The sequence below is a fragment of the Azoarcus sp. KH32C genome (genome assembly GCF_000349945.1).
Taxonomy (GTDB): Bacteria; Pseudomonadota; Gammaproteobacteria; order Burkholderiales; family Rhodocyclaceae; genus Aromatoleum.
This window is the reverse complement of record NC_020516.1, coordinates 578,685-595,439: the sequence shown is the minus strand read 5'-3', so window position 1 is coordinate 595,439 and position 16,755 is coordinate 578,685. Positions and strand designations below refer to the sequence as shown.

The 16,755-nt window shown below is 66.9% G+C and carries 18 protein-coding genes; 4 read left to right on the top strand and 14 right to left on the bottom strand.

What is annotated here, in order from left to right:
• Positions 1-139 precede the first annotated feature (139 nt).
• On the top strand, positions 140-1,021 hold the full coding sequence (locus AZKH_RS02615) for a DMT family transporter (protein WP_015434182.1): 882 nt from the start codon (positions 140-142) through the stop codon (positions 1,019-1,021).
• Positions 1,022-1,252: 231 nt separating this feature from the next.
• Positions 1,253-2,596 (top strand): dicarboxylate/amino acid:cation symporter, encoded by a 1,344-nt coding sequence (locus AZKH_RS02610; RefSeq protein WP_015434181.1) that lies wholly within the window; start codon positions 1,253-1,255, stop codon positions 2,594-2,596.
• A 110-nt stretch (positions 2,597-2,706) separates the two neighbouring features.
• Here the strand turns inward: AZKH_RS02610 and AZKH_RS02605 are convergent, their stop codons facing one another.
• Positions 2,707-3,630: a hypothetical protein gene (locus tag AZKH_RS02605; RefSeq protein WP_015434180.1), complete on the bottom strand. Its 924-nt coding sequence runs from the start codon at positions 3,628-3,630 to the stop codon at positions 2,707-2,709.
• 169 nt (positions 3,631-3,799) lie between these two features.
• Positions 3,800-5,629: an autotransporter domain-containing esterase gene (locus AZKH_RS02600; protein WP_015434179.1), complete on the bottom strand. Its 1,830-nt coding sequence runs from the start codon at positions 5,627-5,629 to the stop codon at positions 3,800-3,802.
• Positions 5,630-5,758: 129 nt separating this feature from the next.
• Here AZKH_RS02600 and ruvC point away from each other — a divergent pair, with 129 nt between their 5' ends.
• On the top strand, positions 5,759-6,322 hold the full coding sequence (gene ruvC / locus AZKH_RS02595; protein WP_015434178.1) for a crossover junction endodeoxyribonuclease RuvC: 564 nt from the start codon (positions 5,759-5,761) through the stop codon (positions 6,320-6,322).
• Between the two features lie 18 nt (positions 6,323-6,340).
• Here the strand turns inward: ruvC and AZKH_RS02590 are convergent, their stop codons facing one another.
• Entirely contained in the window at positions 6,341-6,922 is a 582-nt protein-coding gene (locus AZKH_RS02590) for a peroxidase-related enzyme (protein ID WP_041656725.1), read from the bottom strand.
• A gap of 129 nt (positions 6,923-7,051) precedes the next feature.
• Between AZKH_RS02590 and AZKH_RS02585 the strand changes: the two genes are divergently transcribed.
• A complete protein-coding gene (locus AZKH_RS02585; RefSeq protein WP_041655833.1) occupies positions 7,052-7,918 on the top strand; it encodes a dienelactone hydrolase family protein in 867 nt (288 codons plus the stop codon).
• Here the strand turns inward: AZKH_RS02585 and AZKH_RS02580 are convergent.
• The 11 genes from AZKH_RS02580 to can all read right to left on the bottom strand — a co-directional run bounded on the left by AZKH_RS02580 (position 7,899) and on the right by can (position 16,544).
• Positions 7,899-8,435, bottom strand: a complete 537-nt coding sequence (locus tag AZKH_RS02580) for a Gx transporter family protein (RefSeq protein WP_015434175.1) — start codon at positions 8,433-8,435, stop codon at positions 7,899-7,901. The two genes, AZKH_RS02585 and AZKH_RS02580, sit on opposite strands and share 20 nt — an antisense overlap.
• A complete protein-coding gene (locus AZKH_RS02575; RefSeq protein ID WP_015434174.1) occupies positions 8,416-8,805 on the bottom strand; it encodes a NusG domain II-containing protein in 390 nt (129 codons plus the stop codon). Before AZKH_RS02575 ends, AZKH_RS02580 begins: the two co-directional genes overlap by 20 nt.
• On the bottom strand, positions 8,802-9,680 hold the full coding sequence (rapZ, locus tag AZKH_RS02570; protein ID WP_015434173.1) for an RNase adapter RapZ: 879 nt from the start codon (positions 9,678-9,680) through the stop codon (positions 8,802-8,804). Before rapZ ends, AZKH_RS02575 begins: the two co-directional genes overlap by 4 nt.
• 58 nt (positions 9,681-9,738) lie before the next feature.
• Complete coding sequence (locus AZKH_RS02565) at positions 9,739-10,659, bottom strand: MBL fold metallo-hydrolase (RefSeq protein WP_041655831.1); 921 nt, start codon at positions 10,657-10,659, stop codon at positions 9,739-9,741.
• Positions 10,656-10,838 (bottom strand): DUF1289 domain-containing protein, encoded by a 183-nt coding sequence (locus AZKH_RS02560; RefSeq protein ID WP_015434171.1) that lies wholly within the window; start codon positions 10,836-10,838, stop codon positions 10,656-10,658. Before AZKH_RS02560 ends, AZKH_RS02565 begins: the two co-directional genes overlap by 4 nt.
• Positions 10,835-11,050: a DUF1289 domain-containing protein gene (locus tag AZKH_RS02555; RefSeq protein WP_015434170.1), complete on the bottom strand. Its 216-nt coding sequence runs from the start codon at positions 11,048-11,050 to the stop codon at positions 10,835-10,837. Before AZKH_RS02555 ends, AZKH_RS02560 begins: the two co-directional genes overlap by 4 nt.
• Positions 11,051-11,147: 97 nt before the next feature.
• Positions 11,148-12,071, bottom strand: a complete 924-nt coding sequence (locus AZKH_RS02550) for a hydroxymethylglutaryl-CoA lyase (RefSeq protein WP_015434169.1) — start codon at positions 12,069-12,071, stop codon at positions 11,148-11,150.
• Positions 12,072-12,092: 21 nt separating this feature from the next.
• A complete protein-coding gene (locus AZKH_RS02545; protein WP_015434168.1) occupies positions 12,093-12,884 on the bottom strand; it encodes an enoyl-CoA hydratase/isomerase family protein in 792 nt (263 codons plus the stop codon).
• Between the two features lie 155 nt (positions 12,885-13,039).
• Entirely contained in the window at positions 13,040-14,173 is a 1,134-nt protein-coding gene (locus tag AZKH_RS02540; RefSeq protein WP_015434167.1) for an acyl-CoA dehydrogenase, read from the bottom strand.
• Complete coding sequence (locus tag AZKH_RS02535) at positions 14,174-15,364, bottom strand: acetyl-CoA C-acetyltransferase (protein WP_015434166.1); 1,191 nt, start codon at positions 15,362-15,364, stop codon at positions 14,174-14,176. It lies immediately after the preceding gene.
• Between the two features lie 40 nt (positions 15,365-15,404).
• Entirely contained in the window at positions 15,405-16,544 is a 1,140-nt protein-coding gene (can, locus tag AZKH_RS02530) for a carbonate dehydratase (protein WP_015434165.1), read from the bottom strand.
• Positions 16,545-16,755: the final 211 nt, after the last annotated feature.

Below are 16,755 nucleotides of genomic sequence, written 5' to 3'. Positions count from 1 at the left end.
TTGTCGGCTTCATGGGCAATTCCATTCGGCATAATTCGCAACTTCCGATGGCAAGACCCGGCCTTGTTCCGCCCCATTGTGCCGCTATGATGTCGGGCTTCATCCCTCCTCGCCGTCACGCGGCGCGACATCGCCACTCATGCCCACGCTGCCCCCACGCCTGGCCGCACTCACTCCGCTGCTCTTCGTGCTGCTTTGGAGCACCGGCTTCATCGGCGCCAAATTCGGCCTGCCCTACGCGGAACCGCTGACCTTTCTCGCGACACGCTACGTGCTGGTGATCGCGCTGATGGGCGCACTGGCACTGCTGATGCGCGCGCCGTGGCCGAAGGACTTGCGTCAGGTCGGGCACATCGGGGTCGCCGGCCTGCTGCTGCAGGCGACCTATCTCGGCGGCGTGTTCATGGCGATCCATCGCGGCCTGCCCGCCGGCGTCACGGCACTCGTGGTCGGCATGCAACCGCTGCTCACCGCGCTCGGCGCCGGGTGGCTACTCGGCGAGCGCGTCACGCCGCGGCAGTGGGCAGGGCTCGCGCTCGGCTTCGTCGGCGTGACGCTGGTCGTCAGCAACAAGGTCTCGGTCGGCAGCGGCCTGGCGGAACTCGGCTGGATGCTCGCGCCCGCGCTGGCGGCGCTCGCCGGCATCACCGGCGGCACGCTGTATCAGAAGCGCTTCTGCCCGAGTTTCGATCTGCGCACCGGCGCGGTCATCCAGTTCGTGCCGAGCCTGACCGTGACCGGCTTCCTCGCGAGCCGCAGCGAGACGATGCATATCGTGTGGAGCGGGCAGTTCGTGTTCGCGCTGCTGTGGCTGGTGCTGGTGCTCTCGCTCGGTGCGATCAGCCTGCTCAACGTGCTGATCCGCAACGGTAGCGCCGTCAACGTCGCGAGCCTCTTCTACCTCACGCCGCCGACGACTGCGCTGATGGCCTGGATGCTGTTCGGCGAGACGCTGAGCGGGGTCGCACTCGCCGGCATGGTCGTTGCCGTGGCCGGGGTGTGGCTCGCGCGCAAGGTCTGACGATGCGCCCCATCAAGGCTTCCTGCGGCGACACTCGCTTGCGCATCCGTCGTTGACGCGGCCCGTTCGCTTTCCTGGTCTCGGGCCGTAGCAACACGGCCCTGACGACGCCCCGCCACGTATAACCCTGATTAATACGTGGTATCCACAATGCGGAAGTTCACACTGCCCAAGCCTCCCTCCTCGCCGGAATAATCGCTCCCGCGTGAAAAAATCCAAAGGAGAGGGATTATGGGAAAGAAACCGTTCTACCGTTCGCTGTACTTCCAGGTCATCGTCGCGATCGTCATCGGCGTCCTGCTCGGGCATTTCTACCCGCAGACCGGCGCGGCGATGAAGCCGCTGGGTGATGGCTTCATCAAGCTGATCAAGATGATCATCGCCCCGATCATCTTCTGCACCGTCGTCGTCGGCATCGCCGGCATGGAGGACATGAAGAAGGTGGGCAAGACCGGCGGCCTGGCGCTGCTGTACTTCGAGATCGTCAGCACGATCGCGCTGATCATCGGCCTGATCATCGTGAACGTCGTCAAACCGGGCGCGGGCATGAACATCGACCCGACGACGCTCGACACCAAGGCGATCGCGGCCTACACGGATCCGTCGAAGATGCAGTCGACGGTCGACTTCCTGATGGCGGTCATCCCGAGCACGATCGTCGATGCCTTCGCGAAGGGCGAGATCCTGCAGGTGCTGCTGTTCTCGGTGCTGTTCGGCTTCGCGCTGCACAAGTTCGGCGGCCGCGGCACGCTGGTGTTCGACTTCATCGAGAAGTTCTCGCACGTGTTGTTCGGCATCGTCGGCTACATCATGAAGGTCGCCCCGATCGGCGCATTCGGCGCGATGGCCTTCACGATCGGCAAGCACGGTGTCGGCACGCTCGCGCAACTCGGCATGCTGATGGGCACCTTCTATGCGACCTGCCTGATCTTCATCTTCGGCGTGCTGGGCGCGATCGCTCGCGTGCACGGCTTCTCGGTCGTCAAGCTGATCGCCTACATCAAGGAAGAGCTGCTGATCGTGCTCGGCACCTCGTCGTCGGAATCGGCCCTGCCGCGCCTGATGGCGAAGATGGAAAACCTGGGTTGCAAGAAGTCGACCGTCGGCCTCGTGGTTCCGACCGGCTACTCGTTCAACCTCGACGGCACCTCGATCTACCTGACGATGGCGGCGGTGTTCATCGCCCAGGCGACCAACACCCCGCTCGACATCACCCAGCAAATCACGCTGCTCGCGGTGCTGCTGCTGACCTCGAAGGGCGCGGCCGGCGTCACCGGCAGCGGCTTCATCGTGCTGGCCGCGACGCTGTCGGCGGTGGGCGGCGTGCCGGTGGCCGGCCTCGCGCTGATCCTCGGCATCGACCGCTTCATGTCGGAAGCCCGTGCGCTGACCAACCTGATCGGCAACAGCGTCGCGACGATCGTCGTGGCGAAGTGGTGCAATGACCTCGACACGGTCGCGCTGCAACGCCACCTCAACAACGAGACGGTGGAAGAGGCGGACGAGCCGGAAGCCGTGCTCGACGAGCAGGAAGCCCACATGGGCGTGCCCGCCATAGCCGGAGCCCGCGCCTGACCGCGAACTGCAGCAGGGCTGACCCGGCCTGACCGGATCAAAAAAGATCGGCCCGCGATTTTTGCGCTCGCGGGCCGATTTCCGTTCACGGGGGCCTCGCCCCCTACCGATCAGCCGGGAATCATCACGCCGGCGGTGCGCAGGGCGCGCTGGTACTCGCCGGAGGATTCCTCCATCGTCTTCACGGCATCTTCAAACCCCTTCTTCGCCGCGATCCCTTCGGCATCCTTGCGCAGGCGCGCCGCGCGCTCGACATGGGCCTTCAGTTCCGCTTCCTTCGCCCCGCCCGGCTGCACCAGCAGCTTCATCAGCATGCCGTAGGTGTCGTTGCGGTCGAGTTCGTAGCGGTATTCGTCTTCCTTGGTGTCGAACTTGAGCTCGCGCACCAGGGTCTCGCCGCCGCGCAGGCGCTCGATCTGCACCTTCGCACGCAGGTAGGCGTGGTCGAGGATCGCGCGGCCGCGCTTGGCGTTGTTCTGCGCGACCTGGGCATCCGCATCGCGCATCAGCTTGTCGATGAGGGCGACCTCCTGCTTGCCGGGATCGTCGTTCTTTTCGTTGGCGATGCGCTCGAGCGCGTCACGCAGCGCACGCGTGGAGTCCATCCGCGCGGCGTATTCCTTCTGCACGCGCGGATTCGGCGCATCGGCCGCAGGAGCGGGCTGCGCGACCGACGGCGACTTCTGGGCGAGATCGGCGAGCGCGAGCTTGCAATTCAGATAGGCGTCGTCGACCAGGATCCGCGCGGTGGCGATGCGCCCGTCGGCGGCGGCGCTTTCGGCATCGTGGATCTTCTTGTCGTTGGCCTGAACCAACGCCGCGTTGTCGACCTTCTTCTGTTCGCTGACGCGCTTGAGCGCCTGGTTCAGCACCTTGGTGCTGTCGAGCAGACGGGTGAACTCGTCCTTCTGCCGCGCTTCGGCGGTGGCCGCGACGCGCGCCGACGTCTGCTGCGCGAAGGCGTCCGCCTGCACGATGAAACCCGCGGCAAGCATCATGGCCGCGACGATACCGATGGATGTTCTGTTCTGCATGGTTCTTCTCCCCTTGCGATTGCAGCTGCGGCGCCCGGAGTCCGAGGGACAATCCGGACGTCATCGAGAGAAGTGTAGCCGATTAACCACGCCAACAGAGCGGTCTTTGCGCCCATCCGGGGCAGGCGCGTGGGCGGCGGGGCACGCTGCCGCCCACGCCGCCCACAACTCAGAAGCCGATCTGGATGCCAGCCTGCAGCCCGTACCAGCTGACGTCGTCGGGGGCGAAACGTCCGGTGAGTGCGACATTGGCGCTGACCGTCGGCGAGAGCTTCGCGGCGACACCGACCGTCGCGGTCCCGTAGTTGCGCTCGGCGGCGAAGGCGGGCAGCGCGAAGCCGTTGTCCGGCAGGGTCACCAGATTGGCGCGCACGTCACGGTCCTGATCCGCGAATTCGTGGTTGAACGCGATCCGGGCATAAGGCTGGCAACGCCCCTGCTCGTAGCGCAATTGGTAACCGATGCGCCCTACCAGCGAGTCGCGCTGTTGCGAGTCGAACTCCATCGTCGTCGACGCGTTGCCGCGCTCGCGGAAGCCTTCGACGCGCACTTGCTGCCAATCCACGCCGAGTAGCGGCCCGTGCCGGACCACGCCTTCGGAGAGGTCGTACGAGGCCTCGGCACCGAGCGATCGGTTCGTACCGGAGGTATCGCCCTTCATCACGCGGCGGGCAGGCCCGAGGGTGGCAGCCCGGCGGGTGTCGAAGTCGATGTCGCCGGCCGCAGCAACGACCGTTGCGCGCAAGGGTCCGCTGCGGTAACCGGCGTAAAGCGCCAGCGTCCGCTCGTCTTGGCGATAGCTTCCGGCGTCGCCCGAGAAGTCGGCATCGAGCGAGCCTGCACCGAAGGCAGCACCGACGACGGTGTTGGCAGACAGGTGCGTGTCGATGCCGACGGTGACGTCGTACGGGTTGCCGTCGGCGCCCGGTACGCTATCGCTCGAGGCCTGCTTGAGGTGGCTCGCGCCGAGGCTCGCCCACGCGCCGAAGCCGGGCTGGGTGCGGGACCACAGGCCGAGCGCCGCCTGGTCTGCGATCGTGGTCATGAGCATCTCGCGCGTGTGCGCCGGCGATTCGGCGAGCTGCGATATCGCGCCCGGGGCGCGCAGCACGGAGAGCGCGTAGTCCGCGATGATGCGGTGCGCCCCCGTCGTCGGATGAACGCCATCCGCGAAGAGAAAGGTCTGGTCGGCTCCCGGCGCAATCAGGTCGGCCTGCGTGCACAGCAGCGCCTGCGTCGCGCCGCAGGCCGGCAGGGTGACGTTGACGAATCCGAACTGTGCGGGGGAAGCGATCGCCTCGTTCAGGAGCGAGAAGATGTCGAGCGGAATGACCTGGACGCGAGCCGCGGCGAGGCCGCCGAACACGGCCTGGTTGTAGAGCGAAGACAGCTGCGTCACGCCGGCTGCACCCACCGGGCCGAGCGAGTTGCCGAAGGGCGTCGTGCCGACGTCGGGGAGCGTCGGTACGAGGATGTAGCGCGCGCCGGCTACCTTCAGTTCAGAGACGGCGGCGACGGTCTGGCCGGCCGTCGTCAGCAGGTAGCCCACCGGATCGGCGGATTCGGGCGTGGTGGAGTCGATGGCGCGGAAAAGATCGTTTGCGCCGCCCCACACCGAATAGAGGGCATTGCTGCGGGCATGCCCGGCGACGGTGAGATAGGCAGCGATCTGATCCGCGATCGGCGTCGCGTTCGCCGTCAGGAGGTTGGTGTCCGGCACGCCGGGCTGCAGAGTCACGCGCGCCCCGCCCTGCGCGAAGTTGGTGCCGCCGGCGAGCGCCGGAACCGCGCGCGTGCCGAGTGCAGCGGCGAGATCCTCGGCCCACACCGGGCCGGGGTTGGTCGTGAAACGGCCGGTCCCCGCCGGCAGGAAGGCGGAGAAGCTGCCGGCGTCGCTGAGGCTGTCGCCGAAGAAATAGGTAGCGCTGAAGTCGGCCGCTTGCGCGCCGCTGCTGCAGAAGGCAGCGATCGCAGCGGCAAGGATGGAACGTCGGATCATTGGCGAACTCCTTGTCATGGCCCTGGAAGCGTTTTCTTGAATGACGGAAAAGTATCGTCGGACAAGCCGGACCGGTCAAACGGGGGGTATGTCCGGGCAGGATGCGCCCGTAGCCCGTAAAATGCACGGATGAATGGTCCCAGCGCTTCCCGCATCGTCTCCACCCGCATCCTCGGCCTCGACCCGGGCCTGCGCATCACCGGCTTCGGCCTCATCGACAAGCTCGGCAACGAGTTGCGCTACGTTGCCAGCGGCTGCATCCGCACGCGCGACGGCGAACTGCCGGGACGGCTGAAGACCTTGCTCGACGGCGTGCGCGAAGTGATCGCGACCTACACGCCCGACCAGGTGGCGGTCGAGAAGGTGTTCGTGAACGTCAATCCGCAATCCACGCTGCTGCTCGGGCAGGCGCGCGGCGCGGTGATCTGCGGCGCCGTGTCACGGGACCTCGAGGTGCATGAATACACCGCGCTGCAGGTGAAGCAGGCCGTCGTGGGCTACGGCAAGGCGAACAAGGACCAGGTCCAGCACATGGTGCAGCGCCTGCTCTCGCTCGACGGCAGCCCGAGTCCGGACGCGGCCGACGCGCTCGCCTGCGCAATCTGCCACGCCCACGGCGGCCTGGGCGTGCAGGGCGAGATCGGGCGGCGGCGGCGCGCCGGGCGCATCCTCGTCAGTCCCGGGGCGCGCTGATCCGGCGCGGTCCGCGCCTCACGCCTTCGGCAGGCGCCCCATCAGGTAGAACTCGTCGTTGGGCCGCATGCTGGAAAGGTTCGCGAGGCGGTTGCTCATCGCAAAGAAGCCGGCGATCGCGCCGATGTCCCAGATGTCGTCGTCGCTGAAGCCCTGCTCGCGCAGCGGTGCGAAGTCGGCCTCGTCGACGGCCCCGGAGTCCAGCGCGACCTTCATCGCGAAATCGAGCATCGCACGCTGCCGCGGCGTGATCTCGGCCTTGCGGTAGTTGGTCGCGACCTGGTCGGCGACGCGCGGGTTCTTCGCGCGGATACGCAGGATCGCGCCGTGGGCGACGACGCAGTAGAGGCAGTTGTTCGCGCCCGAGGTCGCGACGACGATCATCTCGCGCTCGGCCTTCGTGAGCCCCTGGTCCTTTTCCATCAAGGCGTCGTGATAGGCGAAGAAGGCGCGGAACTCGTCCGGCCGGTGCGCGAGCGTCAGGAACACGTTGGGTACGAAGCCGGCCTTTTGCTGCACGGCGAGGATCTTGGCGCGGATGTCTTCGGGCAGATCCTTCAGCTCCGGCACGGGAAAGCGGCTGATCGGCAGATCGCTCATGATCGTTATCCAAAGGCGGTCGAAGAGATCCACATGTAATGCCGGGCGACTGCAAAGTCAAGCACGCGGAACGCTCGGGCCTGCGCGCCTGTCATCAAGGCATGCGCACGCTCTCAGGAGGACCGGAAGATGCGTTCACCATCACGCTGCGCGAGCGCGCTGGCCGCGATACGCATGGATCGCCGCAATTTCGTCGCGGCGCTCGGGGCAGTCGGCGTTGCGATTGTGGCGCAAGCGACGCGCGCGCAAACCGCGATCCTCACGGACGAGGTGGGCATCGAATCCGATTCGACGAGGATCGCGGTGATTGGCGGCAGCATGCCGATCTTTTTTGCGAAACCCGCCGACACCAAAACTCTGCCCACCGTCCTCGTCGTCGAGGAAATCTATGGCGTGAGCGACTATCTCCGTGACGTATGCCGGCGGCTCGCCAAGCTCGGCTATCTGGCGGTCGCACCCGAGCTGTTCTTCCGCCAGGGGAATATGGCGCCGATCGGCGATCGCCCGGCGCTGTCCGCGACTACCGTTTCCCGCATTCCGGACGCGCAGGTGATGAGCGACCTCGACGCTTGCGTCGCATGGGCAACGAACAACGGCGGCGATCCCAGGCGGATTGCGGCGACCGGCTTCGACTGGGGCGGTCGCGTCGTGTGGCTGTACGCGACGCACAACGCCAAGCTTGCCGCGGCCGTCGCCTGGTATGGGCTGCTCGACACGCCCCGCACGCGCGAGACGCCGCTGCAGCCCGCGGATGTGGTCGAGCGCCTCAAGGTGCCGGTCCTCGGCCTATATGGCGGCAAGGACGCGGAGATCCCGCCGGAGGACATCGAGATGATGCGCGCCCGGCTCGCACTGGCCGACGAGGAGTGCACGATCGTCGTCTATCCTGAAGCCGGCCACGCCTTCCACGCCGACTACCGCCCGACTTACCGGCCGGCCGAGGCGACCGACGGCTGGCAGCGCATGCTCGACTGGTTCAAGCGTCAGGGGATGTGAGCGGTCCGAGGCGGACGAGCATCTTCGCCGCGACCAGTCCGTTGATGAGCCCGAACAACGTCGCCGCCGCGGCGAAGACCGGCACGAGGTAGAACACGCCGTTGTGCGGCACGAGCCACAGCCGCGCGAGGACGAGCTGCCCGCCGATGTGCGCGAAGGCCGCAAACACGCTGAGCGAAACGGGGCCGAACCAGCGCCGCGGCAGGTGCTTGGCGAGCCCCAATACCGCGAGGCTGACCACCGACCCCGAAAGACTCAGGAAGAAGCCCGGTGCGAAAAGCTGGCCGAGCAGCAGGCTGCTCGCGAAGACGCGCAACAGCCCGACCCACACCGCGTCGCGCCACCCCCAGCGCAGCAGCACGATCAGGATAACGATGTTGCCGAGGCCGGGTTTGACGCCGGGCAGCGGCAAGGGGATCGCGGCCTCGGCGACGGACAGCGCGATCGCCGCCGCCGCCAGCCGAGCGATGCGCCGGTCGTCGTCGGTCGGCTGGATCTCAATAGTTGAGGGAGTCATAGTCCGTGGCCCCGCCGCTGAGGCTGAGGCTGACCTGATTGGGCGCGCAGATCGCGACCGAGCCCGAACGCGTCAGCCATCCCTGGCGCACGCAATACTGGCGCGGACCGGGATCGGAGGCCACACGCGCCCGGCCGGGCTGTATCTCGATGCGGGTGGTGCCCAGCGGGCCCGGCACTTCGACGGTCTGCGCGCGCGTGAGCGCCAGTTCCGCAACGACCTTGCCGCCGGTACGCACAATGGCCTTGTCCGGCGCCCCGCCGCGCCACAGCACGACGGCCGACAACACGCAGGCTGCGAGGGCGGCAACGAGAATCACGTAATCCCCGGGACGCAGCAGCTCGAGCCAGCCCGCAAGAGATGCTTTCACTGATCGGGCATTCCCTTCGGCCCGTCCACCTGCCGGCGCGCCGCCGAGCGGTGCCGTACGAGTACCCGCACGCGATCGACGAACTGCCGCCCCAGCCATTCGGCAATGTACACCGAACGGTGCTGCCCGCCGGTACAGCCGATCGCCACCGTCAGGTAGCTGCGGTTGTCGCGCGCATAGGCCGGCAGCCAGTCCGCGACGAAGCGGCGGATGTCCTCGCTCATCCGCGCCACTTCGGGCTGGCCTTCAAGGAATTCGATGACGGGTTGGTCCTTGCCCGTGAAGGGCCTCAGCACCGGGTCGTAGTGCGGATTGGGCAGACAACGCACGTCGAAGACGAGGTCCGCGTCCAGCGGGATGCCGTACTTGAAGCCAAAGGACTGGAACATCAGCGTCAGGCCCTCGGTCGCGTCGATGCCCATGAAGTCCTTGATCCACCCGCGCAGCGTGTTCGCCTGCAGGTCGCTGGTATCGATGCGATGGCCGAGTTCGGCGATGCCTGCGAGCGTATCGCGTTCCTTCTGGATCGCTTCGGCGAGCGAGACGTCCTCGCTGGCGAGCGGGTGCCGGCGGCGCGTTTCCGAGAAACGCGCGATCAGCGTGTCGTCGCGCGCATCGAGGAAGATCACGCGCAGGTCGTGGCCCATCTTGCGCAGCGCGTCGACCTGCTCGGGAAGCGCCTCGATGCTCGCGCCCGAGCGCACATCGACGGCGACCGCGAGGCGCCGGTAACCGGTGCCGCGCAGCTCTTCGACGAGTTGGGGCAGCAGATTCCCCGGCAGGTTGTCGATGGCGTAGTAGCCCGCATCCTCGAGCACCTTCAGCGCGACACTCTTGCCGGACCCCGACAGTCCGCTAATCAGGACGACCTGCATGACCAATCACTCCACGTGGGAGTCCGATTATCGCCAAAGTATGAGCCCGCGGCCACCTTCACGCCGCGATGAGCCGCTCCCCGTCTCGGCGCGCGACACCGGCCCGGGTCAGCTCGGCGACCAGCCAGTCGGCCAGCGCATCCGGCGAGAGGCCGAGGAAGCGCGCATTGGCTTCGCGGTAGAGCGGCACAGTCTGCAGATGTTCCGCGAGATCGGCGAGCGCGATGCTGCGCGTGTCGAGGAGCGAGAAGGTCACGCAGGCGCGGATCGCGTTGCGCGCCATCCGGCTGCCGTCCTCCTCGAAGGCCCGCAGCCGTCCGAAGGCCCTTGCCAGGGCGTCGTCCACCTCGACGAAGGGCGCACCGTGACCGGGGATCACGATGTCGACGGAGAGGCGCGAGATCGCTTCGAGCGTGCGCCGCGCGGCGCCGATGCCGTCCCCGGTGCCGAGCACCTCGGCGAACAGGATGCCGAACCCGTCGCGCCACAGCGCGTCGCCAGAGATCAGGATGCGCCGGTCCGGGTTGTGGAAGACGAGCGCGTCCATGTCGTGGCCCGGCGCGGCGATCGCCCGCCATTCCAGCCCGCCCATGCCGAGCGTGTCGCCAGGGTGCAGCGCGTGATCGGCGTGGAAGCGTTCGCCGGACTGGGCGGCGGTCGACAGCAGCAGCGCATCCTCGTCCCACGCCGCCACCGCCGGCACCATCCCGGCTGGCACGCTGATCTCGCAACCGAAAGTGCGCTGCAGCCGCGCGTTGCCGCCGATGTGGTCGGAGTGCGAATGGGTGTTCACGAGATGGGCAAGCCGTCGCCCGTCCAGAACCTCGCGTAGCAGCGCGACCGTCTGATCGGCATGGCTTACATAGCCGCTGTCGATCACCGTCGCCTCGGCGCCATCGAAGAGCACGACGTTGTTCGCGGACAGCCAGCCGCGCTCGAGCACCCGCAGGCTGTCGGGCAAAGGCGCTGCTGCGCTCATTCGGTGCCTGCGCCGACCTGCTCTGCGACGTTCTGCGGCAGCGGCGCGGCCGCTGGTGCCGGTTCGGCCGGCGGCGGAACCGGCACGCCGTCGATCTCGTCGGGGGTGCGCCCGCAGCCGAGGCAGACGCCGGAGTCCCAGTCGATCATGCACACACCGACGCACAGGGAGTCGCTCATGATTCCTCCGTCGGAGACAGCGACGACGCAGCGGCGGTCGCGGTCACTCGCGCAGACCGCCGCTGGGCGATCAACGCCAGGATGCGCAACTTCTCGTCGTCGCCCTGGCGGCTCCAGCCGGCGATCTCGTCGAGCGTCCGGAAGCAGCCTTCGCACAGGCCGGTTTCGCCGTTCATGCGGCAGATATTGATGCAGGGCGAGGCAACACTCATGTCGGGGTCGGGGGTTGTCAGGGTCGGGAGCGGCTATTGCTTTAGTTGATGGATTGGTCTGCCGCCGCCCGACGGAGTTCAAAGTTCAGCCCATGTTTCAGGCTCCGCAGCTCGCCTTCGCACGCTTGGCGAGCACCGCACGGGCAACGCGCGAGGCGGGCTCGCGCCCGAGCTCGCCGCTAATCCACGCAGCGATATCGACGAGGCGTTCGAGATCGATGCCGGTCTCGACCCCCAGGCCGTTGAGCAGCCACACGACATCCTCGGTCGCCACGTTGCCGGAAGCACCGGCGGCATAGGGGCAACCGCCCAGCCCGCCGACGGACGCATCGAACACCGACACGCCCATCTGCAGCGACGCGTAGATGTTCACCGCGGCCATGCCGTAGGTGTCGTGGTAGTGGCCAGCCAAGCGCTCGACCGGCACGCACTTCATGACCGCTTCGAGCATGCGCGAGATGTTCGCCGGATTGCCGCTGCCGATCGTGTCACCGAGCGACACTTCGTAGCAGCCCATCTCCATCAGCGTCGCCGCGACCTCGGCGACCTTTTCCGGCGCGACCGGGCCCTCGTAGGGGCAGCCGGCGACACACGAGACGTAGCCGCGCACCTTCACCCCGGCCGCGCGCGCGGCCTCGGTGACGGGACGGAAGCGCTCCAAGGATTCCGCGATCGAACAGTTGATGTTCTTCTGGCTGAAGGACTCGGAGGCGGCGCCGAACACCGCGACCTCCTCCGCGCCGGCAGCAAGCGCCGCTTCAAAGCCTTTGAGATTCGGCGTCAGCACCGGGTAGGCAACGCCCGGCCGACGCGCGATGCGTGCCATCACCTCGGCGTTGTCGCCCATCTGCGGCACCCACTTCGGCGACACGAAGGACGTCGCCTCGATCGTCTTCAGGCCCGCTTCGGCGAGCCGCGCGATCAGCTCGACCTTGGTCCCGGTCGCGACGACCTGCTTCTCGTTCTGCAGCCCGTCGCGCGGGCCGACATCGACGATGCGTACGCTTTTCGGCAGTTGCATGATGTTCTCCTCGCGCAGCGCTTAGTGCGCCGGAATCCAGGCGGCGGGACGCTTCGACAGGAAGGCGTCGAGGCCCTCCTTCGCTTCCGGCGTCGCACGCAGGCCCGAGATGCGGCGCGCGGTGTCCTCGACGACTTCGTCCGACACCGGCCGGTTCGCAACCGCACGGATCAGGTCCTTCGCCGCGGCCTGCGCCTTCGGCCCGCCCTGCAACAGCGCCATCACGATCTCATGAACCTTCGCGTCGAGTTCCTCGGCCGCGACGACCTCGTGCGCGAGGCCGATCTCCCCGGCGCGCTCGGCGGAAATCCGCTCGGCCGACTGAAAGTAGCGGTAGGACTGGCGCTCGCCGATCGCACGGATCACGTAGGGGCTGATCGCCGACGGGATGATGCCGAACTTGACCTCGGAGGTCGCGAACACCGCCTTGTCGGACGCGACGCAGATGTCGCACGCGGACGCGAGCCCCATGCCGCCGCCCAACGCCGCACCTTGCACGCGCGCGATCGTCGGCTTCTGCATTTCGGAGAGCGTGCGCAGCATGCCGGCGAGCTTGCGCGCATCGGCGAGATTTTCCTCGACGCTCGCCTCGCCCGCGGCCTTCATCCAGTTGAGGTCGGCGCCGGCCGAGAAGCTCTTGCCACGGCCCGCGAGCACCACGACGCGCACTGCGTCGTCGCCGTCGAGCTGGCGGCAGGCCGCGGTGATGTCGGCGATGAGCTGCGCGTTGAAGGCGTTATGCACATCCGGACGATTCATCCAGACTGTCGCCACGCCCTGTTCGAGCGAAATTTCGAGGGTTTCGTACTTCAATTCCGTCTCCTGATTGAGTCTTGTTCGTTAGCGGGGCTCTTGCGGCCCCTTGCCGGGATAAAGAGGTCCTGCGGAACACGGCAGAGAATCGAGAGGGAGGCTGCAGGGAGATGCCCGCCGCGACTACTCCCGCAGGACCGTAAAACAAAAACCTACTAGATCGCCAGCGAGCGGCCGATCACGAGGCGCTGGATGTCGCTCGCGCCTTCGTAGATCTGGCACACCCGCACGTCGCGGTAGATGCGCTCGACCGGGAAGTCGCTGACATAGCCGTAGCCGCCGTGGATCTGGATCGCGTCCGAGCACACCTTCTCCGCCATCTCGGAAGCGAAGAGCTTCGCCATCGAGGCTTCCTTCAGGCAGGGCCGGCCGGCATCCTTCAGCGTTGCGGCATGCCACACGAGCTGGCGCGCGGCTTCGAGCTGCGTCGCCATGTCGGCGAGGCGGAAATTCACCGCCTGGTGCTCGAAGATCGGCTTGCCGAAAGTCTCGCGCTCGTGCGCGTACTTGACGGCCGCTTCGAGCGCTGCGCGCGCCATGCCGAGGCATTGCGCGGCGATGCCGATGCGGCCCGCTTCGAGGTTCGACAGCGCGATCTTGTAGCCTTCGCCTTCGGCGCCGAGCAGCGCGTCCGCCGGCACGCGACAGTTCTCGAAGAGGATCTGCGCGGTGTCGGAGGCCTTCTGGCCCATCTTTTCCTCGATGCGCGCGACGATGTAGCCCGGCGTGTTCGTCGGCACGAGGAAGCACGAGATGCCCTTCTTGCCCGCGGTCTTGTCGGTCACCGCGAACACGATCGCGACGTCGGCCTCGCGGCCGGTCGTGATGAACTGTTTTACCCCGTTGATGACCCAATGATCCCCGTCACGCACGGCGGAGGTCTTCAGCGCCGAGGCGTCCGAGCCCACGTGCGGCTCGGTCAGGCAAAAGCAGCCGAGCTTCTGGCCGCTCGCGAGCGGCTTCAGCCACTTTTCCTTCTGCGCGTCGTTGCCGTAACGGTTCGGGATGCCGCAGGCGAGCGAGTTCTGCACGCTCACGATGGTCGAGGTCGCGCCATCACCGGCCGCGATCTCCTCCAGCGCGAGCACGAGGCTCACGTAGTCCATGCCCGCGCCGCCCCACTGCTCAGGCACGACCATGCCCAAGGCACCCAGCTCGGCGAGTTCCTTCAACGCTTCGCGCGGGAAGGTATGGTTGCGGTCCCATTCGGCGGCGAAGGGGGCGAGACGCTCCTGCGCGAAGGCGCGCAGAGAGTCGCGAATCATTTCCTGTTCTTGCGTGAGGATCATTTAGGCGAACTCCACCGCAACTGCCGTCGCTTCGCCGCCGCCGATGCACAGGCTCGCGACGCCGCGCTTCTTGCCGTACTTCTTCAGCGCGCCGAGCAGCGTGACGATGATGCGAGCGCCCGAAGCGCCGATCGGATGGCCCAGCGCGCAGGCGCCGCCATGCACGTTCACCTTGTCGTGCGGCAGGTCGAGCTCCTTCATCGCCGCCATCGTGACGACCGCGAAGGCTTCGTTGATTTCCCACAGGTCGACGTCGTCCTTCGTCCAGCCGGCCTTCGCGAGCACCTTCTGCATCGCGCCGACCGGGGCGGTCGTGAACCACGCGGGTTCCTGCGCGTGCGTCGCGTGACCGACGATGGTCGCGAGCGGCTTCAGGCCCAGCTTGTCGGCGGTCGAGCGGCGCATCAGCACGAGTGCCGCGGCGCCATCGGAAATCGAGCTCGAGTTCGCGGCGGTGACGGTGCCGTCCTTGGCGAACGCGGGCTTCAGGCCGGCGATCTTGTCGATCTGCGCCTTCGGCGGCTGCTCGTCCTTGTCGATGACGACGTCGCCCTTGCGGCCCGACACGGTCACCGGCGCGACTTCCCACGCGAAGCTGCCGTCCTTGATCGCGGCCTGCGCGCGCGTCGTCGAGGCGATCGCGAACTCGTCCTGCGCGGCGCGCGTAAAGTCGAAGTGGCTTGCGCAGTCCTCGGCGAAGGTGCCCATCAGGCGGCCCTTGTTCTCCTTCGAGTAGCTGTCTTCGAGACCGTCGAGGAACATGTGGTCGAGCACCTGGCCATGGCCGAGGCGATAGCCGCCGCGAGCCTTGGGCAGCAGGTAGGGCGCGTTCGACATCGACTCCATGCCGCCCGCGACCATCACGTCGTTGGTGCCAGCCACGAGCAGGTCATGCGCCAGCATCGTCGCCTTCATGCCCGAACCGCACACCTTGCTGATCGTCGTGCAGCCTGCGGAGAGCGGCAGGCCCGCGCCGAGCGCCGCCTGGCGGGCCGGCGCCTGGCCGACACCCGCCGGCAGCACGCAGCCCATCAGCACTTCCTGCACCTGCTCGGGAGTGATCCCGGCGCGCTCGACGGCGGCCTGAATTGCGACAGCGCCAAGCTGCGGCCCGGTAAGGCCGGACAGCTCGCCCTGGAAACCGCCCATCGGGGTACGTGCGGCGGAAACGATAACGACGGGATCACTCATGCTTCTCTCCTCAGAAACTAACCATACATAGATCCGGCTCTCAGGCCAGTGCTTCAAGTGCCGCGATATAGCGCGGCATCAAATCTTCGGGGCGGCGCACGTTCAGACCCAGATCGCGCACCAGCCCGTCCTTCAATCCATAAATCCACGCGTGCACGGTCAGCGGCTGGCCGCGACGCCATGCGTCCTGCACGACCACGCTCTGGCACACGTTCACGACCTGCTCCAGCGAGTTCAACTCGCACAGACGGTCTTGTGCCAGTTCGAGCGGCAGTCCATCCACGCGCTTGCGATGTTTGACATGCACGTCCTGCACATGGCGCAACCACAGATCGACGAGCCCGACGCGCTCGCGCGTCAGCGCCGCCTTCACGCCGCCGCAGCCGTAGTGGCCCACGACCATGATGTGCTTGACCTTCAACACGTCGACGGCGAACTGCATCACCGACAGACAGTTGAGGTCGGTATGCACCACAACGTTCGCGACGTTGCGATGCACGAACACTTCGCCCGGCAACAGGCCGATGATCTGGTTCGCCGGCACGCGCGAATCCGAGCAGCCGATCCACAGGTACTCCGGCGACTGCAACTTCGACAGCTTCTCGAAAAAGCCCGGATCGACCTGGCGCATCTGCTGCGCCCACGCGCGGTTGTAGTCGAAGAGGTGGAACAGGTTCTCGCTCGCGACCTCTTCCTCGGACCAGTTCTCGAGGTCCAGCGACAGGAAGATCGTGCCTTCGATCGGCGTCGGGTAGTAGGCCGGGGCCTCCTTGAAACCCATCTCGCGATACAGCTTCACCGCAATGCGCATCGCCGGCAGCGTGTCGAGCAGGATGCGGCGGTAGCCGAGGTCCTTCGCCGTGCGGATCGCCGCCAGCACCAGTTCACGCCCGATACCCAGGCCGCGGAAACTCGGCTCGACGTACAGGCGCTTCATCTCGCACACGCCTTCGGAGAACCGGCGCAGCCCCACGCATCCGGCTGGCTGAGCGTCCTGTTCCGCGTAGAACAGGCGGCCTTCCGGCGCCGAATACGCACCCGGCAGCGACGCCATCTCGTCGCCGAAGCCCTGGAAACACAGGTCCACACCCAGCCATGCCGCGTAATTGCGGAAAAACTGCCGCACGTGATCCAGTTCGACCTGATCGTCAGCACTCAGTGCGCGAAGCTTCACTGTCATCTTCTCTCCCGGGAACAAGGGGCGGACCGCAAAATCAGCCGGGTCCGCTGGTTATATGGATCTCGCGGCCGCGATGCAGCGGGCCGCGCCGGCGCGAACGAATCGCACACGCAACCCTGCATCCTGCCACAGCCACATCCGGCGGCGATGATTCGCATTCGCGATTCGGCTCGCTGCCCCCTTGATCCCAACCATTCCGCCTGCCACTCCT

What these genes read in the sequence shown, in the direction of transcription:
- AZKH_RS02555 (WP_015434170.1), bottom strand. Translation starts at nt 11,050, where the DNA reads ATGAGTGTTGCCTCGCCCTGCATCAATATCTGCCGCATGAACGGCGAA.
- AZKH_RS02590 (WP_041656725.1), bottom strand. Translation starts at nt 6,922, where the DNA reads ATGAGCGATCTGCCGATCAGCCGCTTTCCCGTGCCGGAGCTGAAGGAT.
- AZKH_RS02605 (WP_015434180.1), bottom strand. Translation starts at nt 3,630, where the DNA reads ATGCAGAACAGAACATCCATCGGTATCGTCGCGGCCATGATGCTTGCC.
- AZKH_RS02535 (WP_015434166.1), bottom strand. Translation starts at nt 15,364, where the DNA reads ATGAGTGATCCCGTCGTTATCGTTTCCGCCGCACGTACCCCGATGGGC.
- AZKH_RS02600 (WP_015434179.1), bottom strand. Translation starts at nt 5,629, where the DNA reads ATGATCCGACGTTCCATCCTTGCCGCTGCGATCGCTGCCTTCTGCAGC.
- AZKH_RS02565 (WP_041655831.1), bottom strand. Translation starts at nt 10,659, where the DNA reads ATGAGCGCAGCAGCGCCTTTGCCCGACAGCCTGCGGGTGCTCGAGCGC.
- AZKH_RS02610 (WP_015434181.1), top strand. Translation starts at nt 1,253, where the DNA reads ATGGGAAAGAAACCGTTCTACCGTTCGCTGTACTTCCAGGTCATCGTC.
- AZKH_RS02560 (WP_015434171.1), bottom strand. Translation starts at nt 10,838, where the DNA reads ATGAGCGACTCCCTGTGCGTCGGTGTGTGCATGATCGACTGGGACTCC.
- AZKH_RS02585 (WP_041655833.1), top strand. Translation starts at nt 7,052, where the DNA reads ATGCGTTCACCATCACGCTGCGCGAGCGCGCTGGCCGCGATACGCATG.
- AZKH_RS02550 (WP_015434169.1), bottom strand. Translation starts at nt 12,071, where the DNA reads ATGCAACTGCCGAAAAGCGTACGCATCGTCGATGTCGGCCCGCGCGAC.
- AZKH_RS02540 (WP_015434167.1), bottom strand. Translation starts at nt 14,173, where the DNA reads ATGATCCTCACGCAAGAACAGGAAATGATTCGCGACTCTCTGCGCGCC.
- AZKH_RS02580 (WP_015434175.1), bottom strand. Translation starts at nt 8,435, where the DNA reads ATGACTCCCTCAACTATTGAGATCCAGCCGACCGACGACGACCGGCGC.
- rapZ (WP_015434173.1), bottom strand. Translation starts at nt 9,680, where the DNA reads ATGCAGGTCGTCCTGATTAGCGGACTGTCGGGGTCCGGCAAGAGTGTC.
- ruvC (WP_015434178.1), top strand. Translation starts at nt 5,759, where the DNA reads ATGAATGGTCCCAGCGCTTCCCGCATCGTCTCCACCCGCATCCTCGGC.
- AZKH_RS02615 (WP_015434182.1), top strand. Translation starts at nt 140, where the DNA reads ATGCCCACGCTGCCCCCACGCCTGGCCGCACTCACTCCGCTGCTCTTC.
- can (WP_015434165.1), bottom strand. Translation starts at nt 16,544, where the DNA reads ATGACAGTGAAGCTTCGCGCACTGAGTGCTGACGATCAGGTCGAACTG.